Source organism: Bacterioplanoides pacificum (assembly GCF_042648445.1).
GTDB classification, from domain to species: Bacteria; Pseudomonadota; Gammaproteobacteria; order Pseudomonadales; family Oceanobacteraceae; genus Bacterioplanoides; species Bacterioplanoides pacificum.
Genome location: NZ_JBHRYB010000015.1, coordinates 1 through 26,065 on the forward strand (window position 1 = coordinate 1; position 26,065 = coordinate 26,065).

At 46.6% G+C, this 26,065-nt stretch carries 25 protein-coding genes and 1 other RNA gene; 7 read left to right on the forward strand and 19 right to left on the reverse strand.

Annotated elements, in window-relative coordinates; translation table 11 throughout:
* Window positions 1-167: 167 nt before the first annotated feature.
* A complete protein-coding gene (locus tag ACFOMG_RS14935; RefSeq protein WP_376867781.1) occupies window positions 168-2,690 on the reverse strand; it encodes a heavy metal translocating P-type ATPase in 2,523 nt (840 codons plus the stop codon).
* 287 nt (window positions 2,691-2,977) lie between these two features.
* Here ACFOMG_RS14935 and ACFOMG_RS14940 point away from each other — a divergent pair.
* Window positions 2,978-4,089 (forward strand): IS3 family transposase gene (locus ACFOMG_RS14940; RefSeq protein WP_376867783.1). Its coding sequence is split into 2 segments (ribosomal slippage): window positions 2,978-3,215 and window positions 3,215-4,089, totalling 1,113 coding nucleotides; the frame shifts between segments, so codons are not numbered across the junction.
* A gap of 322 nt (window positions 4,090-4,411) precedes the next feature.
* Here the strand turns inward: ACFOMG_RS14940 and ACFOMG_RS14945 are convergent.
* From ACFOMG_RS14945 to ACFOMG_RS15015, 15 genes are all read right to left on the reverse strand, one after another.
* Window positions 4,412-5,362, reverse strand: coding sequence for a cation diffusion facilitator family transporter (locus ACFOMG_RS14945; RefSeq protein ID WP_376867784.1), 951 nt, complete (start codon window positions 5,360-5,362; stop codon window positions 4,412-4,414).
* A gap of 183 nt (window positions 5,363-5,545) precedes the next feature.
* Window positions 5,546-8,770: an efflux RND transporter permease subunit gene (locus ACFOMG_RS14950; RefSeq protein WP_376867785.1), complete on the reverse strand. Its 3,225-nt coding sequence runs from the start codon at window positions 8,768-8,770 to the stop codon at window positions 5,546-5,548.
* Window positions 8,755-9,006, reverse strand: a complete 252-nt coding sequence (locus ACFOMG_RS14955; protein WP_376867786.1) for a hypothetical protein — start codon at window positions 9,004-9,006, stop codon at window positions 8,755-8,757. The genes ACFOMG_RS14950 and ACFOMG_RS14955 overlap by 16 nt, the downstream gene beginning before the upstream one ends.
* Window positions 9,007-9,069: 63 nt before the next feature.
* Window positions 9,070-10,485: an efflux RND transporter periplasmic adaptor subunit gene (locus ACFOMG_RS14960; protein ID WP_376867788.1), complete on the reverse strand. Its 1,416-nt coding sequence runs from the start codon at window positions 10,483-10,485 to the stop codon at window positions 9,070-9,072.
* Window positions 10,486-10,559: 74 nt separating this feature from the next.
* Complete coding sequence (locus ACFOMG_RS14965; protein ID WP_376867790.1) at window positions 10,560-11,831, reverse strand: TolC family protein; 1,272 nt, start codon at window positions 11,829-11,831, stop codon at window positions 10,560-10,562.
* Window positions 11,832-11,959: 128 nt separating this feature from the next.
* Window positions 11,960-12,364: a hypothetical protein gene (locus ACFOMG_RS14970; RefSeq protein ID WP_376867792.1), complete on the reverse strand. Its 405-nt coding sequence runs from the start codon at window positions 12,362-12,364 to the stop codon at window positions 11,960-11,962.
* A gap of 154 nt (window positions 12,365-12,518) precedes the next feature.
* A complete protein-coding gene (locus ACFOMG_RS14975; RefSeq protein ID WP_376867793.1) occupies window positions 12,519-13,766 on the reverse strand; it encodes an integrase domain-containing protein in 1,248 nt (415 codons plus the stop codon).
* A 381-nt stretch (window positions 13,767-14,147) separates the two neighbouring features.
* On the reverse strand, window positions 14,148-14,465 hold the full coding sequence (locus tag ACFOMG_RS14980; protein WP_376867795.1) for a hypothetical protein: 318 nt from the start codon (window positions 14,463-14,465) through the stop codon (window positions 14,148-14,150).
* Window positions 14,466-14,576: 111 nt separating this feature from the next.
* Complete coding sequence (locus ACFOMG_RS14985; RefSeq protein WP_376867796.1) at window positions 14,577-14,963, reverse strand: HNH endonuclease; 387 nt, start codon at window positions 14,961-14,963, stop codon at window positions 14,577-14,579.
* A gap of 98 nt (window positions 14,964-15,061) precedes the next feature.
* Entirely contained in the window at window positions 15,062-15,979 is a 918-nt protein-coding gene (locus ACFOMG_RS14990) for a zonular occludens toxin domain-containing protein (protein WP_376867798.1), read from the reverse strand.
* A gap of 2 nt (window positions 15,980-15,981) precedes the next feature.
* A complete protein-coding gene (locus ACFOMG_RS14995; protein ID WP_376867799.1) occupies window positions 15,982-16,254 on the reverse strand; it encodes a DUF2523 domain-containing protein in 273 nt (90 codons plus the stop codon).
* Window positions 16,247-17,362, reverse strand: coding sequence for a hypothetical protein (locus ACFOMG_RS15000; protein ID WP_376867800.1), 1,116 nt, complete (start codon window positions 17,360-17,362; stop codon window positions 16,247-16,249). The genes ACFOMG_RS14995 and ACFOMG_RS15000 overlap by 8 nt, the downstream gene beginning before the upstream one ends.
* A 191-nt stretch (window positions 17,363-17,553) precedes the next feature.
* Window positions 17,554-17,706 carry a major capsid protein gene (locus tag ACFOMG_RS15005; protein WP_376867801.1) on the reverse strand — a complete coding sequence of 51 codons (153 nt, stop codon included), beginning with the start codon at window positions 17,704-17,706 and terminating at the stop codon, window positions 17,554-17,556.
* A gap of 126 nt (window positions 17,707-17,832) precedes the next feature.
* Window positions 17,833-18,114, reverse strand: a complete 282-nt coding sequence (locus ACFOMG_RS15010; RefSeq protein ID WP_376867802.1) for a single-stranded DNA-binding protein — start codon at window positions 18,112-18,114, stop codon at window positions 17,833-17,835.
* A gap of 15 nt (window positions 18,115-18,129) precedes the next feature.
* Window positions 18,130-19,371, reverse strand: a complete 1,242-nt coding sequence (locus ACFOMG_RS15015; RefSeq protein WP_376867804.1) for a phage/plasmid replication protein, II/X family — start codon at window positions 19,369-19,371, stop codon at window positions 18,130-18,132.
* A 380-nt stretch (window positions 19,372-19,751) separates the two neighbouring features.
* On the opposite strand from ACFOMG_RS15015, the gene ACFOMG_RS15020 reads away from it, so the two are divergent.
* Together ACFOMG_RS15020 and ACFOMG_RS15025 are read left to right on the forward strand one after the other, a co-directional pair.
* On the forward strand, window positions 19,752-20,471 hold the full coding sequence (locus ACFOMG_RS15020) for a helix-turn-helix domain-containing protein (RefSeq protein WP_376867806.1): 720 nt from the start codon (window positions 19,752-19,754) through the stop codon (window positions 20,469-20,471).
* Window positions 20,471-21,472: a phage integrase gene (locus ACFOMG_RS15025; protein WP_376867807.1), complete on the forward strand. Its 1,002-nt coding sequence runs from the start codon at window positions 20,471-20,473 to the stop codon at window positions 21,470-21,472. Before ACFOMG_RS15020 ends, ACFOMG_RS15025 begins: the two co-directional genes overlap by 1 nt.
* Before the next feature lie 94 nt (window positions 21,473-21,566).
* Here ACFOMG_RS15025 and ssrA read toward each other — a convergent pair.
* Window positions 21,567-21,926, reverse strand: a transfer-messenger RNA (tmRNA) gene (gene ssrA, locus ACFOMG_RS15030).
* Window positions 21,927-22,043: 117 nt separating this feature from the next.
* On the reverse strand, window positions 22,044-22,523 hold the full coding sequence (smpB, locus tag ACFOMG_RS15035; RefSeq protein ID WP_376867809.1) for an SsrA-binding protein SmpB: 480 nt from the start codon (window positions 22,521-22,523) through the stop codon (window positions 22,044-22,046).
* 278 nt (window positions 22,524-22,801) lie between these two features.
* On the opposite strand from smpB, the gene ACFOMG_RS15040 reads away from it, so the two are divergent.
* From ACFOMG_RS15040 to ACFOMG_RS15050, 3 genes are all read left to right on the forward strand, one after another.
* A complete protein-coding gene (locus ACFOMG_RS15040; RefSeq protein WP_376867811.1) occupies window positions 22,802-24,163 on the forward strand; it encodes a sodium-dependent transporter in 1,362 nt (453 codons plus the stop codon).
* A gap of 109 nt (window positions 24,164-24,272) precedes the next feature.
* Entirely contained in the window at window positions 24,273-24,710 is a 438-nt protein-coding gene (locus ACFOMG_RS15045) for a type II toxin-antitoxin system RatA family toxin (RefSeq protein WP_376867812.1), read from the forward strand.
* Window positions 24,697-25,032: an RnfH family protein gene (locus ACFOMG_RS15050; protein ID WP_376867813.1), complete on the forward strand. Its 336-nt coding sequence runs from the start codon at window positions 24,697-24,699 to the stop codon at window positions 25,030-25,032. The genes ACFOMG_RS15045 and ACFOMG_RS15050 overlap by 14 nt, the downstream gene beginning before the upstream one ends.
* Before the next feature lie 3 nt (window positions 25,033-25,035).
* Here the strand turns inward: ACFOMG_RS15050 and ACFOMG_RS15055 are convergent, their stop codons facing one another.
* The gene (locus ACFOMG_RS15055) at window positions 25,036-25,458 is read right to left on the reverse strand and encodes an outer membrane protein assembly factor BamE (protein WP_376867815.1); all 423 of its coding nucleotides are present in this window, start codon (window positions 25,456-25,458) and stop codon (window positions 25,036-25,038) included.
* Window positions 25,459-25,590: 132 nt separating this feature from the next.
* Here ACFOMG_RS15055 and fur point away from each other — a divergent pair, with 132 nt between their 5' ends.
* Window positions 25,591-25,995: a ferric iron uptake transcriptional regulator gene (fur, locus tag ACFOMG_RS15060; RefSeq protein WP_376867817.1), complete on the forward strand. Its 405-nt coding sequence runs from the start codon at window positions 25,591-25,593 to the stop codon at window positions 25,993-25,995.
* Window positions 25,996-26,065: the final 70 nt, after the last annotated feature.

The window sequence follows — 26,065 nt, forward strand, 5'->3', positions numbered from 1 at the left end:
GTAGAACGCCGTTGGAAACATTACTTGATGGAAAACGAATCTGGGCTGAAAAGAAATTAACCCAGATTTAATCTGACAGACACCAGCTTAAAACGGGCGACTGTCAGATCGAGTCTGAACTACTACACCAAAATGATGATGAATGTTGGCTCATAGTTACCCCCGGGCTATTTAACGGTGATCTTGGCGCGTTTCAGAAGGATGGAGTTTCCGATAACTGATAACGAGCTAACTGTCATGGCGATAACACCAATCATCGGATGAAGTAGCCCCAGAGCTGCTACCGGGATCGAAGCTAAGTTGTAAAACCATGCCCAAAACAGGTTCTCAACAATTTTTCTAAAGGTCGCCTTAGAGAGCAAAATTGCTTCCACGAGTTTGGTTAGTTGTCCCTGAACCAAAGTCACTTCTGCGGCCTCGATCGCAACATCCGCACCTGCCCCAATAGCAATGCCGACATTAGCTTGCTTCAATGCAGGTGCATCATTGATGCCGTCTCCTACCATTGCTACACTATTACCGTATTTGGCTTGTAGTTGTTTAACCGAATCCACTTTTCCTTCAGGCAATACGTTAGCCAGAACTTCATCAATACCTACCTGCTCAGCGACAAATTTAGCGGTTCTTTCATTATCTCCAGTTACCATTACCACGTGGATATTCAAATCGTGCATGGCCTTGATGGCTGATTTAGAGTCCTCTTTGATTGTGTCGGCGACAGCGACCACTCCCGCTGCTTGTCTGTCTATTGCCACCAACATGGCTGTTTTTCCTTGTACCTCGAGTGGCTCTAATATCTTGTCCAGATCATTCAGTTCTACTCCTTGCTCTGCAAGAAGACGGCGACTTCCTACGTGCACCAACTTCCCATTAACTTCTCCTTCTACCCCCCGGGCGGTGATAGACTGGAAGTTGTTTAAGGTTGGGATAGGCAGGTCCTTATCTTTGGCTCCTTGGACAATTGCCTGGGCTAAAGGATGTTCCGATCCAGCTTCTACCGCAGCGGTTGCTGCTAATAGTTCATCGGCGGTAAAACCTGAAACGGGGAGGACATCTGTTAATGAGGGTTTACCTGCTGTGATTGTGCCGGTTTTATCCAGTACAACTACCTTGATGTCTTTTAAGGTTTGAATGGCTTCCCCTGAGCGGATTAATACCCCTCGTTCAGCGCCCATACCGGAACCAACCATAATTGCTGTTGGTGTTGCTAAACCTAATGCGCAGGGGCATGCAATGACGAGTACTGCAACAGCGGCAAGAATTGCTGCAATCAGAGGCGTTAAAGTTGGATCAACCCAAGGCAGGAAACCACCTCCCCAATTTAATACAGGGCGCAGGGTATCGGCAAAAATTAGCCAGGATAAGAAGCTTAGTAATGAAATGCCGATCACCGCAGGAACAAAGGTTGCGGTAACTCTGTCAGCGAATTCCTGAATCGGAACTTTTGATCCCTGAGCCTGTTCAACCAATTTAATAACCTGGGATAGAAAGGTATCGGCACCAACCTTAGTCGCTCTGACTTTTAATAAACCTTCCTTGTTAATTGTTGCGCCAATTACGGAATCTCCCGGACCTTTTTCAACCGGTACAGATTCTCCAGTTGCAATTGATTCATCTAGATGACTGTGGCCCTCAATGATTTCACCATCCGTGGGCACTTTGCCGCCAGGTTTGATGATTATGACGTCTCCGATTTGTAAATCTTCAACCGGAACTTCAACTTCGTTGTTGTCACGCAAAACGATGGCCGTTTTGGCTCCCAACTTAATCAATTTTTTGATTGCTTGTGATGCCTTTCCTTTCGCTCGAGTTTCGAGATAACGACCGAGCATATGGAAGGTCATGATGGTAGAGGCCATTTCAATAAATGAAGTCATTGGGTAGACAAACCCAATTAAACCGATCAGGTATGGGGGCAGGCTTCCCAATGAAATCAATACATCCATATTGGCGGTACGATTTTTTAACGAGCGCCATGCGGACCGGTGAGTAGAGAGTCCACCTTTTAAAAAGACGACAGGGAATGCTAATAGGGCAACAATCACAAGATAGCCCGGAATGGGTTGCCAGAACATCTGAGGGATCATTAACAACATAATCAGTGTTGTTGGTATCGCCGAGAACCACAGGTTTTTCCTGGCCTGATCTAAATATTGCTCTTCTGCTTCTTCGGCGACTTTATGGGAATCGCTTTCTGAACTTTCTACACTTGCTACGTCATATCCAGCATTTTCTACAGTTTCTTTTAAGGTCGTAGTATTTAACTTTTGTGGGTCGAAGCTGACGCTAACCTGGTGGGCGGCAATATTAGTTTCTATTCGGGCGATACCTAGTAAACGCTCAAGTGACATACGTACAAGACCAGCGCAGTGGTTACTGCCCATTCCCGGAACGGTAATAGTTACACTTTTGACATTATTGCCCGGCGATAGCTGTGCAGAGGCAACGTCGTACCCAGCTTTTTCAACTGCGATCCGAATTTTTTCCAAACTAACCTGAGATGGATCAAATGAAACATCTACCAGGTGATTCGCAATATTAGTTTGAATTTCTGATATGCCGGGGAGTCTTTCGATTGAGGCAGTTACAAGACCTGAACAATGATTGCTCCCCATACCCGGTACAACCATTCGCATATCTTCTGTTACGGCTTCTTGCTGTTCGCTAGCTGGTAAAACTGATTCCTGCATGACTCACTTTCCCTCTCTAATATTTACGTTCAACATCTTCACCGAAGGTGTCTATGTTTGATTTAAACACCTGTGAGTTACTCTTAAGTCAAGCCGGAAATGAAACTTGGCTCTAACAATTATCGTAGTGTGATGAACCTGTCACTTGGGTGACGTGAACATTACGAGTATGTAATATTTTCTATTGATTGAGGTTGGAGATATCAATTGGCTGATTGTTTTAGTGAATCGCCACCAGTTTGCTAGACACCTTTTAGTTAGAGAAAATGACTCAAACAGAGGTGTGTATGAGCAACAAACGATATCCCGAAGAATTTAAGATTGAAGCTGTGAAGCAAGTGACGGTTGCCGGTCATAGCGTTGCCGATGTGGCGGAGCGACTTGGAACCACTACTCACAGCCTGTACGCCTGGATTAAACGCTACGGCCCTGATGCTGACCAACATAATCAAGCTGCAGCAGAAGCATCAGAGATTCGCCGCCTGAATAAAGAACTTCAGCGAGTCACCGAGGAGCGTGATCTGTTAAAAAAAGCCGCGGCGTACTTTGCAAAGCACCCCGATTAAGATACGCCTTTATCCGTGAATATCAGAGCACAGTGCCTTTGCGGCGGTTGTGCTCGCTATTTGATGTTCACCCTAGCGGGTATTACGCTTGGCTGCAGAAGCCCAAGTCGAAACGACAAAAGCGCAATGAGCAGCTAACCGGCTTAATCAAACAGTGTTGGTTAGAGTCTGGCGGTGTTTATGGTTATCGAAAAATCCACCTGGATGTTCGTGATCATGGTGAACGTTGCGGTATTAACCGCGTGCATCGACTCATGAAGCAAGAAGGCCTAAAAGCCCAGGTTGGCTACCGAAAACCGCGTCATAAATCCGGAGAAAGCCACGTCGTCACAGCTAACACGCTGAGCCGACAGTTTAACCCTGATAAACCAGATCACTCATGGGTAACGGATATTACTTACATTCGAACTCACGAAGGCTGGCTGTATTTAGCGGCGGTCATGGATTTATTTTCACGGCGTATCATTGGCTGGGCAATGGGACCAAGAATGACGAAGGAACTGGTACTGGATGCGTTACTCATGGCGGTATGGCGTCGCAATCCAAAGGAAGAAGTGCTGATTCACTCAGATCAGGGGAGCCAATATACCAGCCATGACTGGAGTGATTTTTTGAAGGAGCACAATTTAAAAGGCAGCATGAGTCGAAGGTGGAACTGCCACGATAACGCTGTTGCTGAAAGTTTTTTCCAATTACTGAAGCGTGGGCGGGTAAAAAAGAAAATTTATCCAAACCGCGAAGCCGCAAGGATAGATTTATTTGATTATATCGAGATGTTTTACAATACGAGCCGTCGTCATGGTTCCAATGGAATGCTGTCACCGGTAAAGTAACAACAGCAATATTTTATGGAGCAGAATAGTGTCTAGTGAACTGGTTACGATTCAAATACTCCAATGGAGGGGTGCTCCGCAGCCTGAAAACTGAGTGGGTACCGGAGTATAGCTATCAATCATTTAATGAAGCTAAAATAGATGTTACTTATTGCTTGTTGAACTATTACAACCAGAAATGGCTGCATTAGAAAAATGGGGGAATCAGCCCCCAAGCATCCAAAGAAAAACTTAAAACTGTTTCCGTAATGAGTTGACCACTCCAATGAAACGTAGCATAGAGCTGAGTTTATTGCTGATCAGGGAAAAGTTAGCTTCTTTATCAGTGTTCAGAATCTCTACATGACTCAGAAGGCCACTCTAATTCAATTGTTGTATGCTCTAGGCTGAATGGTTTCAGATTAATATCGATTTGTTTCTTTATTTCAAAGTGTTCGGAGCTGCTTAGTTCATCTTTAACTTTTAGATGTACGGTTAATACATGCTGCTCTCCATCTAATGACCATAAGTGCATATGATGAATACTTTCAACTTTATCCACTGTAGATAGGGCATCTAGGATTTTTAGTCTTAGCTCACCATCGGGTACTGATTGCGCAAATAGCTTTAATGTTGTCCAAAAGTTACGTGCTACATTTACTAAAATAAACAGAGTAAAAGCGATTGAAAGTAGTGGATCGAGAATCGGCATATCGATAAACATCAATACGATGGAAACAACTAATACCGCTGCCCAACCTAATACATCTTCCAATAAATGCCAGTTTAATACTTTTTCGTTCAGACTCTGGCCAGCACTTAAGCGGTAAGCGGCAAAGCCATTAACGGTTACGCCCAATATCGCCAGACCTAACATGCCTTGGGCGTCGGGCATGACCGGATTAAATAACCGGGGAACAGCTTCCGTTAAGACAAAAACCGAACCTGCAATAAGTACCAGGCTATTAATCATGGCACCGTATAGCGACAAACGGCGAAAGCCATAGCTAAAGTCGTCCGTCGCTTTTTTACGCCCCAGTTTATTTAATACCCAGGCGCTGCCGATTGATAAGGTATCACCCAGATCGTGAACCGCATCCGACATGATGGCGGTACTGTTGGTTAACCAGCCGCCAATAAATTCGATAATGGTAAAACTGAGATTTAGAATAAATGCCCAAGTGATACGCGCGGAGCTGGCATCCAGGGGTAGGTGGCTGTGACTTGCACCTGGAGCATGTTTGTGATCTGCGTCGTGATTGTGGTTATGATCAGAGTGAGATGACTGTCCCATGTATTTCCCTCCTTAGTGATAATTAACCTTATGGTAAAACCTGTGAGTTACTCGCAGGCAAGAAAATAATTACATACTGTTAATTTTGCTGACTTTAATTCTGTGATCTTAATGTCTTGAAATCTGGTTATTACACCAGACAGAAGCTGTTACCAGCTTCTGTCTGGGCACGAATGTTGGTGTTTAACCGCGCTGTTCACTCTCCAATTTTCTGCGTGAGAAAAACGGATATAACACGGGTAAAACAAACAGGGTCAATAACGTGGCTGTGACCAGGCCACCAACAATAACGCTGGCAAGCGGTTTCTGAATCTCAGCCCCCACGCCGTTTGACATTAACATCGGGATCAGACCGAGTGCTGAGGTCATAGCGGTCATCAATACCGGGCGTAAGCGAGAAATGGCACCGTCATAAGCCGCAGTACGGATTCTGTCTTCCAGCGTCTCGCCTGCTTTGGTTAATCCTTCACGTACACGCAGGTTGATACTTTCTACCATTACCACGCCGTTTAATACTGCTACACCAAACAGGGTAATAAAACCAACTGAGCTGGGTACCGATAAATATTGGCCGGAGATATACAAAGAGAAGATGCCACCAATAACCGCCAGAGGAACATTCACCAGAATTAACAGAGCCTGACCAACGGAAGAAAACGCGAAATACAACAGAAGAGCAATGAGCGCCAAAGACACAGGAACAACTAAAGACAGTCGTTTTTGTGCACGTTGCTGGTTTTCAAACTGACCGCCAATATCGACAGAATACCCCGCTGGTAGATCGACCTGAGCGGCGATGATTTTGCGGATATCGGCAACCACACTCCCCATATCGCGACCCTGGACATTGGCTTGAATAACCACTCGGCGCTGTACGTCATCCCGGCGTACCTGCGGTGGGCCGGATTCAATTGACACTTCGGCGATGTCAGCTAGGCGTACCCAGGCTCCAGTTGGGGATTGCAAACGTAAATTTTCGATGCTCTCTGCGTTGTTGCGAAACTCCTGTGCCAGACGAAGATAGATATCATAACGCTCGTTACCATTAATGATTTGTCCGGCGGAAACGCCACCTAAGCCATCACGAACCACAGCCATTAAGTCACCTACACTTAAGCCATACCGCGATAATTGCTGTCTTTTAGGTTTAACTACAAGCTGGGCTTCACCGGCGATTTGTTCCATGGCTACGTCGCGGGCACCGCTGACGGTTTTAACCGCATTTTCGATCGCCTGACCTTTTTCAACCAATATATCCAGATCCTTACCGAACAATTTAATCGCTAGTTGTGCTTTTACACCTGACAACAATTCATCAACCCGAGTAGCGATCGGCTGTGAAAAGTTGAGTAATAGCCCGGGAAATTGCTCCAGTTTTTCTTCCATCTTGGCCTGTAACTCATAACGGCTGCTGACACCGCTATTGTTGGTTAGAGAGCTCCAGTCGCTGATCGGTACTAGGCCAATGTAAATTTCAATGTTATTGACTGGCTCTGGATCACCACCAATTTCAGCGCGGCCGATGCGACTTAGAGCGTAAGTGACTTCAGGAAATTCTAGCAACATGGCTTCCAGCTCTGGGGCCACGCTTAATGCAGTTTCCAGGCTGGAAGAAGGGGCTAACGTCACTCGTAAATTAATGGTGCCTTCTTCCAGCTCTGGTACGAACTCGGTACCCAAGTTTGGTACTAGTGCGATGGCGGAAATGACTAATGCCAGCGCAACGCCAATCACTGCCTTGCTACGTTCCATCGCCCAGTTCAGGCCTGTACGGTATAATCGGTCTAGAGGTTTTAGTACAAAGCTTTCTTTTTCTTTTATCGGTGTACGGAATAAAAAGGTTGCCAGTGCAGGGACGATTATTAATGCCACTAATACCGCAGCAACCATGGCCAGCATGATACTTATTGCCATAGGCTGAAATAATTTTGCCTCTACACCTTCAAAGCTGAATAGAGGCATAAAGACCACAAGAATAATGGAAGTAGCGAAAAACACCGGGCGAGCTACTTCGCGACCAGCCTGCATCAAGCGCAGAGCAATGCCATCATCGTTATCATCGGAGTCTTCTTCTTTGTGTCCACGGGAACGAGGGGCGTTGAGATGTTTAAACATATTTTCTACCATCACCACGGAACCATCGACCAGCATGCCTATGGCTACGGCAATACCGCCTAGCGACATTAGGTTTGCGGATAAGCCATACCAAGACATCACCATTAATGCGATACCGATAGAAATGGGAATGGACACCAATACCAAGAATGTTGCACGCAGATTCATTAGAAACAGTGCAAGCACAACAACGATAAAAACAAAGGCCAGTAATAGGGCATTTACTACGGTATCAACAGCTTTGCTGATTAAATCTGCCTGGTCGTAAATAGTCTGAAATTTTACGCCCTTTGGTAGCGCCTGATTAATTAATTGGGCACGTTGATTAATGCCATCAATAGTCGCTTTAGTGTTTGAGCCCATGCGTTTTAGCACGATGCCTGACACTACTTCACCGAGGTTCTTTATTTCACCATTGCTGTCCTTACGGCTCATAGTAACCGCACCCTGGCGGATTTCACTGCCGAGAGAAACGGTGGCAACATCGTTAATTGTAACTACGGTTCCGTCGACGGTTTTTACTGGAATTTGACGAATTTCTTGTAAACCTTTCTGATCAGCAGATAACCAGCCAGTACCACGAATAACTAGTTGTTCCTGACCGCGGTTCATGTACCAGCCGCCGACATTAGAGTTGTTTTTCTCCAGAGCTTCAGCGATGTCTTGCTGGCTTAATTCATAAGCTAATAAACGTGACGGGTTAATATTGACCTGATATTGACGAACTTCACCGCCAAACGATAATACATCGGTTACGCCGTCGACCGGCATTATTAAGAGTTTAACCACCCAGTCATTAAGGCTACGTAAGTCCATGACCGAATAGCCTTCGCGATTTGTGTATTCTTCATCGGCGACTAATAAATATTGATAAACCTGGCCCAGGCCCGAGGTGTTCGGCCCCATTTCCGGTGTCCCAACTCCTTGTGGGATAAGCTCTTTAGCAGCTTGCAAGCGCTCAAATACAAGCTGGCGAGCGAAATAAATATCCGTGCCTTCTTTAAACACGACAGTGACGCCGGATAATCCGGTTTTGGAAATGGAACGCACCTCTTCTACGTCGGGCAGGGCGTACATTACAGCTTCTATGGGGTAGGTGATTAATTGTTCGACTTCTTCAGCTGCCAGACCAGGTGCTTCGGTATTTACGGCTACCTGAACATTGGTAACGTCGGGAAAAGCGTCGAGATTTAATTTTGGAATAGTGAATACAGCGCCGACAATTAATGTCATCAGCGCAATAAGAACGAGCAATCGATTCGAGACCGACCAATCAATTATTTTATTAAACATAATGGTGTCACTTTATAAAAGGAAGTATTTTCAGTTCCCTGAGGACTTTGGGACAAAAACGCTGAACGCATAAGAGAAACTATTGGTAGATGCCTATCGCGAGTTTTGTCGATAGTGGCCAATGGTTTACCACAGCCTGCTGTTGTATTTACATGATGAAATTCAGAGGTTTGGCATGTGCCAACCCCTGCGGTCGTTGATTGTGTTCTTAAATCAAAGCTCAGCTTATTCATCATCTGTTATTCCAGTCACTCAGGTTTATGAATGGATCTTTGCCATATTTATAACTATGAATTAGCTTAGTGATTGTGGGGATCGAACCCACCTTTGGCGATTTGTGAGGCGACAAAAAATGCACCTGAAGTCACCACTTTGCTACCAGCGGCTACCCCTTTTATTTCGCGTAGCTCTCCAAGCGTCTGACCAATCTCTACTTCTACTGGTAAAAATTCTCCTGGGTGATCTTCGACATACACAGTCCAATCACCATCCGCACCACGTAAAATTGCACCTTCATTTACTGCCATCACTGGTTGATCACTTTTAAACTGAAAGTAAACATCAGCAAACATGCCGGGGTGTAAGCGGTGGCCAATGTTATTAACAGACAGGCGTACCACCCGTGTGCGTGTACGCTCATCAATAGTGTGTGCTTCTTGGGTGACGGTTCCAACAAAGCTTTCATCGGCGACTTTTACGATGGCTTCAGTACCAGCAGGTAATAATAAACTCTGATTAGCTGGCAGGCGGGCTTCTACCCAAACTTCACTTTCATTGGCCAAATCCATTAATTCACTGCCAGCATTTACACGCTGGCCCTGATGGAAAGCATCCGATAGCACGGCACCGTTTATTTGTGCTGTTAAGGTATATTCACCGAGTACTGAGGATGAATTACTACCCTGATTTTTGGTCAGTGCGCGGATCGATTGTTTATCCAGACCAAAGGCTAATAGGCGGCTGGTGGCGGCCTGATATTCAGCCTTGGCACTTATATAGCGCTTGTCACCCACGGCTTTGCGGCCTAACTGAGTTACACGTTTCCACTCTGCATTTGCGGATAAATATTGCGCCTGGGCATCGGCTACGGTTTCGCTGAATAAGGTCACCAGTGGCTGACCTTTAATGACGTGATCACCCAGATTGGCGTGTCGTTTAACAACGATTGAATCCACGCGAGGCGTAGCCAGGTAACTCGTATAACCGTTGGCTTTCGCTTCTGCCGGAGCGTAGCGGCTGAATTCAATCTTCCGGGGCTGGATTGGCGTACTTTTAATCCCAGCCAACTTCATCTGTTGTCGGCTTAGAGTGACACCTCCTTCGCCGTGATCTTCCGCTGCTTCACCTGTTGTCCCTACAGCACTGTGATCATGATCCTTGTCCTCTTCATCATGCTCATCATGTTCTTCCAATGCATGTCCCATTTCTTTTTCGTGGTCATGGTCGCGATGGTCGTCTGTTTCTTTCACTGGCCTCTCAGCGCCATGGTCGTGATTTTTGTCTTTGTTATCATGTTCGTCTTCTGATGATTGGATCAGTGTATGACCCATTTCTTTTTCATGGTTATGACCATCGTGTTCCTCTTTGTACCCCGAGGAATGGTCGCCGGAGGCACTGGCCAGAGTCGAAAAAGAGAGTGAGGCAGTGCCTACAGCTGACAATATCAAGGATTGGCTGATGACCAGAGCTAATGTTGTTTTACGTGTAGTATTCATAATGTATATCCACATGGTTTGTTGCCTGGTTACAATGTCAATTTCGGCAACAATGATAAAAATCTGAAGTTCGTTTAAAAATTAAATACTTGATTAATTTGGCCGCTGCTATAGAGCCAGGTAATCATGGCCAAACGGCTTTCATGGGTAAGGGTAATACCAGCATTGATCCCCTCATTGCGTTGTTTTAACGCCTGTAGATATTGGCTGGTGCCGAGGTCCCCTGTTTGCCATTGACGGCGTAATAATTCGCCACTATTGGCCTGACTGCTTTGCATGATGGTTTGCCAGCGTTGTTTCTGCCGTCTGTATTGCTCTGCCAGTGCGCGACTGGAATCCAGTTGATAGCGTAACTCGCGATTGATGGCTAGATACCTGGCTTCTGCGGCAAAGGTTTGCTGTAAGGCTGCTTGGTTAACGTCTTGATAACCATTGCGGATGTTGAGCGGGATCGACAAATTTAAACCGATTACATCATCCTCACCATTACGGCCTGCATTGATGGCGATGCTGGGTTCAGGTTTATTGCTGAGTTGCAATTGCTCAGCAGCGGCACGTTGAATTTCCCACTCCGCTTTAGCGATGCGCAACTCCGGTAGCGTATTCAGGAACTGGTCTGGCTTTTTGTCAGAGCTGGACTGCAGTAACTGTGATAGTCGCTGCCAGAATTGTTTATTCAGGAGTGACCTGTTTGCTTGCCAGTTTGGTAGCCAGCGGCGGACTTCATTCTCACTGCTCTGATAGGCGGCCACGGCCTCAGCAGTATCTGCCAGAGTTTGAGATAACGACAGCAGAGTCAATTCAACATCAATCTGTCCTAGATCGCCGCTTTGCTGGCGATCCTGTACTAGATTAATTAGTTGATCTAGTTGTCGTTCCTGTTCCATGGCTAATTGGTAGCGTTCACGGCTGGCCTGCCAGTTAACTAAAGCCTGAAGCGTACTACTTAGAGTTTGCTGGTAATTCCGGCGATATTCTTGCTCTGCTTTAACGCGCAATAATTCCGCTTGTTCACTCTGCTTACCACGCTGATCCCACCAGTCAATTTTCTGGCTCAGTGTCAGCTGATAATTTTCAGCACTACCTTCTTGCTCGTATCCTGCTCCCAGCTCAGGGTTATATAGAGGCTGGGTTAAGGCATTGGCCTGGGATAAGGTTGCATTGCGTTTTTCTCTTGCTGCTTGCAAGTCTGGCAGTCGCTCAATTTGCTGACGAATCCAGCCCATCGAATTGGTTGGTTCTGCAGCCGTTACTTGTGGAGTAATTAGCGTGAAAATACTGATTGCTGCCAGTGTTTGTAGACTGTGTCTGAACGCTGGCTTTTTAATTCTTGAAGAGGGTTTCATATCGTTGCCCTAATTAACGTCAATGATCAGCAACAGGACAGGAACGCTTTTTCTCGCGCACAATTCAGGTCGATTCACATAATGAATCTTTTATGACGTAAAGCGTTGTCTGTTACCGTGAAAACAGGTTAAGCAGGGTGTTTCGGAGGGCGTAGGGCAGGAGAATAAGGCTGAGATGGCCAGTATTGTTGGCCGCTGGTTAATAGACTACGAGTCTGAGAAAGGTTCAGCGCAAGGCCTTTATCAACCATTGAAGAAAATCCGGGTGAATGACAATGACAGCAGTGTTGGCAACTTTCTCCACCACTCTGCATGTTGTCGGCATCCGATTGTGTTTCAAAAGCATGGGAATGTAGGGGGCTGGAATCATGGTCATCATTTTCTTGGTGACCATGTAATGGCTGGCCATCACCGTGGCGATGCTCCAGCGCAGCGGCGTTATGCTCAGTCGTTTCATCAAACAGCGGATGCACATCCGCACTGGCAACCACCGATTGCAGAGCAATCAGTAAAGTCATCAGTAAGGTGGGCATATAGCGTGTCATCAGGAATTTTGGCTCTGCGCAAATATTGAACAATAAGATTGTAGTTACCTAATACTAGGAGTCTATGATTTTAAAGTAAAGAAGAGTGGGTCGGTAACAGTCGATCTGCATTCGGTGAATTTAAGCACTTCAGAATGTGCAGTCAATTTGTCTCTGTACTTCTGCTGAAGGTGGTGTTCATTATCGGAGTGACATTTGTGGCGCACTTTTCGATATGTTCAGACCACCACTCCATCATCGGAATCCGGCGTCGAACATAGTCAGAGCGGTTGTAGGCTGCTCTGACTTCATTTTTATCCACATGGGCAAGGGCTGCTTCAATTAAGTCGCAGTCGAACCCTTGTTCGTTCAATGTTGTACTGCCTAAAGCGCGTAATCCATGAGCCACCAGCTTTTTCTCATAGCCCATGCGCTTGATTGCCATATTAGCCGTTTGGGCGTTAATGTGAGTTCTCGGGTTCCTGTCTGAGGGGAACAAGTACTCTCTATGCCTACTGATCGGTTTAAGCTCTTCTAAGATTGCCAATGTTTGTGGTGTTAGCGGAATGCTGTGTATACGGCGTTTTTTCATTCGTTCTGCAGGAATAACCCAAAGTTTTTCTTCGAAATCAATTTCTTCCCACCTTGCTCCAGCGGCTTCGCTGGGCCGGGATAGGGTATGTAACTGCCATTCGATCAAACAGCGGGTAACGAACTTAATACTGGCCCTATTGATGGAACGCATCAGGCCTGGTAATTCCTCTGGTCTGATGGTTGTCATGTTTTGCTTCTTTGGTGCAGAAAATGCCTTCCCAATGCCTGCCAGGGGATTGTGTTCAGCAAGTCCGGTATTTACAGAGAAGACCATGATTTCGTTAATTCGCTGGCATAGGCGGCGAACAGTTTCCAGGTTTCCCTTTGCCGCGATTGGCTTAAGCACCGAGATAGCTTTTTGGGCGGTAATCTTGTTGATTGGGTAGTCGCCAATTTCAGGGAAAATGTGAAGTTTTAAGGAATTCCAGGTGCTAATGACGTGGCCTTCTGTAACTGACGGGCGTTTCACCTCTAACCACTCAGCTGCAATTTTTTCGAAGGTGTTGTTGCGTTCGGCGTCCTTCTGCGCATAAGTGGCCTGCTTATGCTCTTTGGGGTCAATCTCCTGGGCGAGCAGCTGTCTTGCTTCTTCTCTCTTTGTTCGCGCCTGAGCCAGTGTTACCTCAGGATAAGCACCAAAGCCCATATTTGTGCGTTTCTTGGCGAAGGGAGGTTTGTAGTTGAATATCCAGTTCTTAGAGCCGTTAGGCTTAACTCGCAATGAGAGCCCGCGACCATCGGCAAGGATGTACTCCTTCTCCCGTGGTTTGGCCTTTTTGATTTCCGTGTCGGATAGCGGTGTGGTTTTGTTTGCCATTGTTACACTGAGGGCCTGCTTCTGAGCTGGTGTAACAATCAATGTAACATTGAGCCATAGATTTAGATAGATCCCTATGGACTGAGATAGACACAAAAAAGGCCCTTAACCGCGTGGTTAAGGGCCTTTTAGGAAGTCCGTGGACTTGCTTGGACTTCAATATGGTGGAGATGGGGGGATTTGAACCCGTGTCTATGTGCTTCCGTGTGGCTGAGTGTGGTTAAAGTCCTTATTTTTCAATAAGTTGAACCACAGAGAAGCACACTCAAGCACAGTGATATGGACAGAATGTGGACGTTGCCACAACTGGGATATGGCAATCATGGGGCGCTACCGCCCCCATACCCCCGGTAGGCGCTCAATCGCCGCGGGGCTGGTTAATCAGGACATAGGGTCTTGCATGTAGATCCATTCCGCTGGAATCTTGTTGTTGCTGCTTTTGCAATCGTATCCGTCAGGAAATGCTGATTGCACCAGGTATTTCTTTTCTACTGCCTTCAGGAGTATTTCTAGGGTAAAAGATCCGCTGGGTGAGTTTGGCACAGAAGCCAAGCGGCGCACACCGTCTGTTGAGGTATAGAGAATTTCCCCAGATTTCTTGATCTGAACCCCCTTGACCCTCTCAGTACCGCACTTTACGGAAGCATAAGAGTTAAAAGACAGTAAAAGGCTGATTACCAAGATAGATGTGTTTTTCATTGTCTTTCCTTGAACAAGTTACTGATACCGTTCACAGCTGCACCTTTAATCAGTAGAAACGGCGCATAGAAAGCTAACACATGAAAATTAAAACATGAAGGCCATCAAAGTTTAGTTTTCTGTTTGGCCGAAAGCTGGATCATCAGGGACCTCTACGCTGTCTACGACCGTTGCATAATCAGAGGCGCATACATCACCGGGGTCATCAAAGTCAGTGAATAAGACGGGCATGGTTTGAGATGTAGGGTTATGCAAACTCGGGTCAGGGCAGGGGCACCCACCCCAGTGATTGAGTAAAAGTTCGATCTTGTGCTTTGGAGATATGCCCTGGAGATGAGAGTTCATTGACTTGCAACAAGCAGCAAGGTTGTTGAACCCTTCCGCGCCATCCATGACTTGAGGAACAATATGTTCAATGGATGCAGCATGGCGAGGAAGTCGTTTCCGGCAGTAAAAGCAAAGCCCACCCTGGCGGTGTAGCAGTGTTTCGACTTTCATATATTTCTTTCCATGAGTGTAGGTGAATTTCGCTAGCGAAACTGAAGCAAAAGCCCCATAGCGTGTCAGACGTCCGCAAGCGCCCGTCTGCCCCGCTATCAGGGCAATATGCTGAGTAAGTCACGATCTCTGACTCGGTAATTGAAATCAGAGATATAAAAAACAACATCAACCCCTTGTATTCGGTAACCATCAAAGTCTTGAAGCGTGAAATATTGGCCTGAGGCAGGATCTTCAAGAAACACAGTCAACTCTGCGCCACTGCGCTGAAAACCTCTGTATTCGAGATGATTATCAGTGGTCACAAGTAACTGCTTCCCTGGAAAAGGATCTGTGACCAACTCAGGCTTGGGCGAAGGCTCTGTTTGCGGTTTAACTGGATTGGCTTTCGCAGAAAAGGAGGAGTACAGACTGATAATGCAATAGGCAACCACTACTACTGCTCCAACCAAAGTACCAATCTTTTTCCATGGTAACCGGCGCTTGTGCGTATGGATGGTGGCTGATTTATAAAATTGGAAAAGATTTTTATCGAAAGGTTTGTTCTTTTTTGCAGCATCGGATGATGAGTGGGCGGGTTCTGGATTTTCGTTGCACGTGTTCCACTCAAGGACTGTCCGGCGATTCATCCCGAAAGCCCGGTACATATGCTGATGCAGTTCAACCAGCTTACGAATATTGCGATCAATGAGACCAGGGTGCTGAGTAATCAGGATAATATCCAGCCCTTGGTGTCTGTGGGTTTCAAACCGGCTTATGTATTCAGGTACAGCCGAACCATTGGCTCTTGGCCTAAACCATCGCTGACACTCGTCTATAACGATCAGGGAGCCGTCTGGCAGGTCGTACCAATGTTCAACATCATCCAGTTCAAAGCAACGTAAAGAGTCGGTTTCAATGCCTGAGATATTGGTATATGCCGGTCTTATTTGCGGAGACATTGAATTCTTATATAACAACTCGACAGCCAACAAAGACTTTCCAGACCCAGGAATACCAGTAATCAGATGAATCATAGTTAAAATCTCATCTGACGTAGCGACATCATGGTGATCCGAGCGGTATAGCCGGAAACAATCAGGTTGATGGCTAGATCAACATCAGCCAAGCCAAGCAAGGCTGCAACATCACCGGGCAAGCCAGTAAACATATCGTGAACCATTGTCACCACTTGGGAGAGTATGTAATCCAGCCCCTGAAAGGTGACAAACGAAATTCCCAGAGCAAGTAAAATCCTTGCCACAACATGTCCAGCAACTAGAGCTGTGAAATGAAGAAATAAGCTACTCATTACGAACACCCCCAAAGATAATTGCAATAAAACTTAATACCGCACCAAAGCGTATAAATGGCGAAGCGTAGTCGGCGAGCAAAGAGCACAGTATTCCGTATTCGAAAGTGAATGTTTTGTCTCCTATTGTCAGAAGATCTTTATCTGCTGGACAAGTCTTGGGAAGCCATCCGACTCCAAAGTCGAAGTATTCAGAAAGGTCAACGGTTTCTTCTTCTACATAATCCATGCCAATCATTGGTTCTGTTGGCTCAGGGCTGTCTGTGTCGGTTGGGTCAGGATCTACAGGGGTGTCAGAGAAATCACCATCTGTTGCAGTTTCAGCTACCTCTACAGGCTCAAATACATCGGGATACGCACCAGCTTCGATTTGTAATAGTTCGGGAGATGCCAATGCTATCTCTGTTGCCTGATCAGCTGATATTTCCTGCTCAAGTGCTGGCTGGACAGGAGCCAAGTCATACCAGTTTTGATAATTCACCTTAGTTTCAGCATATTCGCCAAGAGATGGTGAATACACATAGCCAGACAACCTCACAACCCCCTGCGGTAAATCCCCATTTGGCGGCAGATCAGGGTATTGAGGTAGCGGCTCAAAGGTGTAAAGAATGTACTTGCCTGCGTAATTGGGGCCAACAGCACAAGGGATTGGGCCATTTGCTGTTACTACGCCACCCTCATCATTCCAAGGATGAGGTTTCTCAACACATTCACTGTATGATCCAGCGGCACCCGGTAACACAATGACGCCATCCGAATTTAAGGTGTAACCGTAGTATAATAGTGCTGAAGTGAGCGCCGCAGATGCGCCACAAGCAATAGGGTTTCGAACGCAAGTCGTAATATAAGATTTCAACTTTAACGGGTTAAATTTTGCTGTTTTGAAAACCCGAATGGGGTTTCCATATTTATCCCTCAGGTCGAGTACGAGATTAGCGTCTCGCCCAGTTTTGTTGATTGATGTTACGCCAGCCAGACGAGCAGTGTTCCCGTTACTGGTTGGAACGGTATTGGCACCCGGAAACAAACTTGTATCTACAAGTCCGTAACTTAACTGCGAAATAAGATATAAAAAGCAACAAGCATAACAGCGATATAAATAGACCATTCCATATCAATCCTTTTGTCGAATAGAAAATATGGAAATAAATACGAACTGAACTGCAGTAAAAATTGCAATCTCACTATACATAATATTCGTCATTATATTTTCAAAATCTGATGGGCTGATGCATTCCATATTTGTCTCCTATGAAAAACGGGGCGCGAACGCCCCATTATTGTCTTTCGAAGCTGGATTTAGCCAATTGCTCGACGAATCCACTTAAAAGCTGCAATACCGACGATTACGCCAAGAATTGCTAAACCAACAGTTTGAACATCACCAACAGATGAGGCGATGGTGTCGGTTACAGAGGTCAGGTCTAAACCTGCATTTGAATTGTCTTCCATTTTGAATTCTCCAATGAGAGTTAAATTGCTTTTTTGATTTGCACAATTACCCAGGCAGAAGCCCAGAGAAGACCCACCGATTGAACGAATTCAATGGCCTGTGCAGGGTCAACTTCAGGAAACACGTTATGAGGCCTTTGAAGTCGCACGAGGCTGATCAGCAGGCTTCAAACGCAGCTCGAACGGATTGAGTTCGAGGTTTTTAAAGCGGCCTACCTGAAAGGTAGATATGTCGAGTTCGTAATCGCCAATAGGTTTTCCATCTGTGGGAGCACGAAGTGGGATTTCGATTTGCTGAGGGAAAGCTCCACCGAGATGTACATAAGCTTCTTGAAAGTATCGAACGCCGTTCTTGGTCTGACGCTGTTGTACCAGGTGATGGCCTTCGATGATTGAAATTTTAAGCATAACGATCTCCGTTTATTAACTGACTAGTGAAAGTTTTGGGCGATTCAAGCCGGATACCGGTTCTTGATAAATTGCAGGGTGCTGATTCTCGTAATCCATTTTTATCAATTGAATGACCGGGACTACATTTGACTTGATCTTGTGAAGGTTCTGTAAGTTGGCCAGAGGGATTCCGGCATCTTTTAGGTGTCCAATTTGCCGATAAAATGTGCTGCTGGGAGTAGTCGCCTGGATCTCGTCATATCCCTCGCTTGCAATCGATCGATAGAATCTGAATGCTCGAAGTGCTACAGAGTGGTTCATAGAACCATTTTTTCTTGGCTTTGAATGTTTAGCTTTTAATATATCCAATACATGATCGTCTGAGTAATCCATAACTTGCCCGCCTTCGAATGTTTTGAACACGTCTTTAAATGCTTCTTCATGTAGTTGCTTCCATAAAGACTTTGCGTTTTCTTCTGAGTATTTTTTTGCGAAGTTTCCGAGTTCGATTAAGCCTACTGGTATAGCCCGATCAGATAGCCAACGCTTTCTTATGGTTGCCTCGAATCGAATCAGTCCTCTCGTGTATTCTATGAGGTCTTGAGATGAGTTTATGGCAATAGCTTCATCGTACTCGCCGTCGATATTTTTTTTCTTTAATTCTGAAATATAATTTTTCAACTCGTAGTGCTTTAAGTAGATTTTAAGGCGTTTATGCCGAGAATCGCGTTTTCCGAAGTAGACGGTTGTCGGATACTGTTCTCTGGATTTTGTTTGTCCTGATCTAAGTGACGCACAGTATTTTATGAATTGATCTGCAATTTGCTGAGATGCTGCTTTAACTGAATATGTGACATCGATACTCGATATGTGTGCTGTTTGAACATCAAGCATGGTGTTCAGCTTTGGGAATGAAATTGCCAGCAATCCAAGCATTTCATATACGCACTTTTTGTAGTCCTCAGTTCCATAAACATTGTGACCCTGGAGCAGTTTTGCGGGGCTGGCCTTTAGCTCCACATATGGCCAAGAGTTCATTGGACGGGTGAATGACTTAACAGCCATGCCAGAAGCCCATGATGGAATGGACTCGTAGGGGTGGTACAGGTCTTCCACAGTGACTTTGCCATCACTGGTGCGATTGACGGTGCGACCTGCAACTGTGGCTTCAGTGTTGAGGAGTTGTGCCACGTCCATGATGCCAGTGTCTTCACCATTGCCGTTTACGACATATGTGTCTAGGAATGGAATATGGATGACGAGGCGATCAATCATGCGATATTCCCAATATGGGAGAAGAGTCCACTATTAAAATATGTGGACGAGCCGCTAGCGCGGCTCATTACTAATGCATGCATTAGAACTCCTCCTCAAGACATTGCTGGGTTAGAAGTGCAAGATTGATAAGACGTTGGCGGCCAAGCTTGACTGTGGGAAGTAAGCCCCTGTCGATCATTCCGCGAACGTGATCAGGAGTAAGGCCAGACATTTGAGCAAACAAAAATCGTGTCACAAGAGGGCCGGGCGGTTGAACTGCCGGAGCGTGAGAAACTAGCTTTGCCTCATGCATACAAAAATCCTGATAGACTGAGATTGGTTATGTATATCTTTACTCCCAAGGGAGTAGGTGTGAGTTTTAAAGGAGTATTTTCTTTATGTCAAATCTTTTGCCGGAAAAAATTCGATTGATAAGGGATTCGAACGGTATGAGTCGTCAGGCTTTTGCTGACGAAATAGGCATTTCTGCAAGAACAATCGAAGGGATTGAAAATAAGGGGAAGACTCCTGGGGGGGATGTCTTACTTAAAGTAGCGAAGCGATGGCCAATGTATGCATTGTGGTTATTGACTGATTCGGTGGAGCCACCCTCTCAATTGAAACCGTTAATGGATGAATTCAACGTTATCAGGATATGTGATCGCTTATGCCGTCCAAGCCCAGAGGAAACGAACTTCATGGTTAACCCAGACTGGTTTGAAAAGGTCTTGTTTGTTCAAAGTATTTCTGATGCTTCAAGAATGGAATGTTTAATTTTGTTGAAGACAGAGCCGATGCCAATGCTAAAGCAAGCTGTGTTAATTAGTGATGATCTGACTTGGCCAAGCCAGGATTCTGGAATGAAAGGACTTCGACGGTTGGCTGGCTATCTGTCTATGGTTGGCCGTGAAGACCTGATACGAACAAGTGAGTTAAGAATTGTAGAGGATCATTACATTGACTACTTGTATGAGCGAAGCGAAATAAGCGAAAAAGCACTAATTTTGCCTGATATTGGTGAATCTAATGTTCTGAAAAAAACGCATCTAAATTTTTCAGCTTGGAGGCATCAAGGGAAGGATTATGATCCAAAATACGGTTGGCAGGATTTTAAGTAGTGGCTGTCAGAAAAACGGATGATGGGCGCTGGGTTGTCGATCTGCGGCCAAATGGTGTTGGTGGTAGGCGTATTCGGAAGTTATTTGACACAAAAGCTGAGGCGAATCGATACGAAAAACTGGTTTTATCAAAGGTTGCAGGTGGTCAAGAGTGGAATGGTGGCAGACGCAAAGACAGTCGCCATCTGTCTGATTTAATAGAGCTGTGGTGGCAAATTAAAGGCATTCATCTGAAAGATGGGCCAAAAAGGAGACGATACCTTGGGTATATTTGTGACTCACTCAATGATCCTGTTGCAGTAGAAATGAGACCTACTTCTTTTGCTGACTATCGCGCCAGTAGGCTGGAAGGTGGTACGTCTGAAAAGACGCTAAACAACGAGCTTGGGTATCTGAAAGCTGTTTTTAATCAATTGGTGAAGGCTGGGGAGATTGAGTATCCAAATCCCATATCTGGTGTCGATGCTATTCGGATAGATGAACAAGAGCTGGCTTGGTTGACGCATGATCAAATACGGCACTTATTATCTGTACTTGATGGATCGGACAACCCACATGTAAAGATCCTTACAGAGATATGTTTATCGACGGGGGCTAGGTGGGGAGAGGCAGAGTCATTGAAACTTCGTCATGTGCGTGACGGAAAAGTGAGTTTTCATGGAACTAAGTCAGGTAAAAGCCGTAGTGTGCCTATATCTGATGATTTGTTTGCACGCCTTCATAGTCATCTTAGTGAGTATAAAGAATTTACCTTTTCACGAAGTGCATTCTCAAGAGCACTAGATCGCTCGGAAATAGAATTGCCGAAAGGGCAGGCCGCGCATGTTTTACGCCATACTTTTGCAAGCCATTTCGTAATGAATGGCGGCAATATTTTAACTCTTCAAAAGATACTAGGTCACTCGTCGCTAGCGATGACAATGCGCTATGCACACCTTTCGCCAGACCATTTATTGGATGCAGTCACTTTAAACCCTTTGAGCAAAGTTGCAGAGGGGTAGGTAGAAGTGGTGGACGATAAATGGACGTTTTGAATTTCCCGGGTGTTAGAAAGTAAAAAACCCTAAGCAAATCAATTGCTTAGGGTTCTTTGTGTGGTGGAGATGGGGGGATTTGAACCCCCGTCCGCCAATCCTCCACTAGAGAATCTACATGCTTAGCCGTCTCTATTGATTTAACTCGTCACGACCCGAGGGGCAGGGTGTTCGGAGCTGTCTCGATTAAGTTTTAACCTGTTGGACTACGAGCGAAGTCCGCGAGGCGAGGCTATAAGACGATGCCATCGTCACCCGGCTATAGCCACCCGGGATCTGATGTAAGCGGGCTTAAGCCGCTAGTGCGTAGTTTTCGTCGTTTGCGACTATAACTAATGTACAACGTTTATTAACGAGATCGTCATACCCTCTCGACATGCATCCATAGCTTTGTAATCAACGTCGAATCCTAATCATCCCCGAATTCTTGTGCTTACCAGCCAGGTCGCGCCGTTCTCAGGTGGCGCTGTCTACAGTTATGAGGCCGGATTTCCGGATTTCAACCCTGTAGTGGTGTAACGCGTTGAATATTAACACGTTATCTCACCGAATGCTTCATGATGCGTTCTTTCTGTTTGTTCCAGTCTTTGTCTTTGGTGGCCGCCCGCTTGTCGTGGTGCTGTTTCCCTTTGGCCAAAGCAATTTCCGCTTTGACGTTCGGGCCTTTCCAGTACAACGCGGTGCAGACGCAGGTGTGACCTTTGGCAGAAATTTTCTGCTGCAGACGGTCGAGTTCTTTGCGGTGCAGCAGTAGTTTGCGTTCCCGCCGTGGTTCACAAATCACATGGCTGGAGGCTTCTTTCAGTGGCGTGATTAACGCACCGGTCAGCCAGGCTTCACCTTTGTGGAACACGATGTAGCTGTCGACCAGCTGCACTTTACCCTGGCGCAGGGATTTTACTTCCCAACCGGTGAGGGCGATGCCGGCCTCGAGCTTATCTTCCAGGAAGTAGTCGTGGCGGGCTTTTTTATTGAGGGCAATGGTATTGCCGCTGGGTTTTGCTTTCTTCTTGCTCATGGCGGGGCAGTATAAACGAGGTTGGCGTCGTAGACGAGAACGACATGCAACGGATTCCTTTCCGGAGGCTGAGAAGGCTGCCTGGCAGCCGGCTAAGTGTCTGATTTTGATGATGGTTTTGTTACTAAATGGCCGGAATATCGGCCCAAACCTGACTAACTGGTTAAAACCTGCTCAACTGCGGATTTTATTGGGCTTCTGGCCGGTTTCGTGCTTGAGGACGCATCATAAATCTTTAACAATACGCCCGGTCTAACCGATAAGCGGATAATAATATTATGAATAACGACAAGCGGGGAATGCACGGGATCTGGAACAATCGCTGGACATTTATTCTGGCGGCAACCGGTTCTGCTGTAGGTTTAGGGAATATCTGGAAGTTTCCATATATCACGGGTGAAAACGGCGGTGGTGCCTTCGTTTTAATGTATCTGCTCTGTATTCTGGCGGCCGGTATCCCGGTGATGCTGGCAGAGGTACTGATTGGCCGTAAATCACGTCTGAGCCCGATTCATGCACTACAAACCATGACCAGCGAATACGATGCACCCAAGTTCTTCCGGGTGATCGGTTGGATGGGTGCCTTAGCGGGTTTCTTTATTTTGTCTTTCTACAGCGTGATTGCTGGCTGGACACTGGAATACATCGGCGAAATGGCGTCCGGTACCTTTACTGGGGCAGATGGTGATAAAGCCAGTGCAGTGTTTAAGGCGTTATTAGGTAACCCGGTGATGCTGACGGTATATCACACGGTGTTTATGCTGATGACCGGTTACGTGATCGCCCGCGGGGTAAATAAAGGTCTGGAGAATACCATCCGTATTCTGATGCCGTTGCTGTTTATCATGCTGATCCTGCTGCTGGGTTATGCCATGACCACGCCGGGTTTCACTCAGGCGCTACATTTCCTGTTTGATTTCGATTTCAGCAAACTGACTGGTGAAAGTATTGTGGTGGCGCTGGGTCACTCCTTCTTTACCCTGTCGCTGGGTATGGGTGCCATCATGGCTTACGGCGCGTATATGCCGGAAAAAGAGTCTCTTGGTAAAACCGTATTAACCGTTGGTTTCCTCGATACGCTGGTGGCGCTGGTGGCCGGTATCATCGTGTTCTCAATTGTATTCTCAAATAATCTGGAGCCGGGTTCCGGTCCGGGTCTGATGTTTGTAACTTTCCCGCTGGCACTGGGTGGCCTGCCGGGTGGTGATATCCTCGGCGTGTTGTTCTTTGTACTGGTTGCGATTGCTGCCTGGTCTTCTGCGATTTCCATTGCTGAGCCAGCCGTCGCCTGGGCGGTTGAGCGTGGTCTGAGTCGTGTGCAGGCAGCGGTAGTGATCTGTACTCTGGCCTGGCTGCTGGGTATCGGTACTGTGTTGTCGTTTAACGAATGGTCGGAAGTGAAGTTCTTCGGTAAGACTATCTTCGATAACCTCGACTTCCTGTCGTCTAATATCATGCTGCCACTGGGCGGAATTCTGATCGCGATCTTCGTGGGTTGGTTTATGAAAGAAAGCCACACTGCGGCGCAAGTAGATAGCAAACGTTCGGTGTTCTATAACATCTGGCGGGTGATGGTGCGTTTTGTATCGCCGATTGCCGTCGGTTATATCTTCCTGAATGGCCTGGGTGTGTTTGGGTAATGGACCAACTGCCTCGTAAACGCTGAGTGTTTTACAGGCAGAGCAGCTAATGCTCTGAAACGCCGGAGCGGGTATAATCCCGCTCCGGCGTTTTTGTTTGGAATGTTTGATGACCACCATTACCCGCAGTGCTTTGGTAATGCACACCGCAGAACAGATGTTCGATCTGGTGAACGACGTTCGCCGTTACCCGGAGTTTCTCGCCGGTTGTGAAGCCACCGAGGTGATTGACGAAGGTGATGACTTTATTAAAGCCGAGCTGAGCATTGCCAAAGCCGGCGTACACCAGCGTTTTTCCACACATAATACTCATCAGCGGCCATCACGTATGGAGATGAATCTGCTGGATGGCCCGTTCAGTCACTTTCATGGTATCTGGTGCTTTGATGCGTTATCGGACGAAGCCTGTAAGGTGTCGCTGCAGCTGGAGTTTGAGATGGGTGGCCGGATCACGGATCTGGCGATGGGGGCGGTGTTTAAACAGGTCGCTAATATGATGGTGGATTCGTTTGTAAAACGTGCTGATGAGATTTATGGCCGTGGCTGAGCAACAACGACAGGAGCAAGTGGTGGACGAGGTAACCATGATCGACGTGGAGGTAGCTTACGCGCTGCCGGAAAAACAGAAAATACTGGCACTGCAGGTGGAAGACGGGACAAGCATCCTGGACACCGTGCGTCAGTCGGGCATTGTGGAAGAATTTCCCGGCCTGAATCTGGATGACGCCAAGTTCGGTATTTTCGGTAAAGCCTCACGGGCGCCGGAGAGTGACACAGTGAGGCCCGGGGACCGGGTCGAAATTTATCGTCCGTTGATTATCGACCCGAAACAGGCACGGGCGAACCGCGCCGCCAAAGCAAAAAAATAGCCGCTATTCGCTGGTATCCAGCAGGTTGGTTTTTTCCGCTTCGGCGGGCAGGTCCTGTGATTTTTCTTTGCGGCTGTCGGCCGGCAGCTCACCGCTGTAGTGGCTGTACTGGCCGTTAATGTCGAAGAACACCCGGATATGGTATTGCTTGGTGACTTTATCGCGTTGCTCCAGGGTGTAAATGTAATCCCAGCGTTGTGGCTTACGGCCCGCCTGAATATTGCTGGCCTGTGGCAGAGGTGTCTGAATCACCGGGGTGCCCATCACATATTTTACCTGACGTTCCGTCATGCCCGGCTCAAGCTGATCGAGCATATCCTGAGTAACGATATTGCCCTGCTGTACGTTCAGTTTATAAACCCCGGGGAAGGCGCAGCCGCTCAGGGTTGCAAAACCTATTAAAATAGTCAGAATTAGCAATCGCATAAAAAACTCGCTGTGTCGTCTTGCTCGGGTTGGGGCTTTATCCGTTATGAAACGCTTGTCAGTTGCGTACGATGGCCCGGAGCAGCGATAATACCTGATAAACCAACTGGCTGTGAAATATTCGAGGAAAGCATGTCCGATCAAAATGTGGAGTTGCGGAAAGCAGGGTTAAAAGTCACGCTGCCGCGGGTAAAAATCCTGAGCATTCTGGAAAGTAATCCGGACGCCCACATGAGCGCGGAAGATGTGTACCGTTCTCTGATTGACGCCGGGGAAGATGTGGGTCTGGCAACCGTTTACCGGGTGTTAACTCAGTTTGAAAGTGCGGGTCTGGTTGAGCGTCATAATTTTGATGGTGGACACTCTGTATTTGAGTTGGCTCGCGGTGAACATCATGACCATATGGTAAACGTGGAAGACGGCACTGTGATTGAGTTTTCCAATGAACAAATCGAACGTCTGCAGCATGAAATTGCCGAGCAGCACGGGTTTGAACTGGTTGATCACAGCCTCGTGCTGTATGTTCGTAAGAAGTAACGGCAAAATCGTGTTGTAAACCACTAAAAAGGCCCGCAGTATTTTACTACGGGCCTTTTTTGTTTTTCGC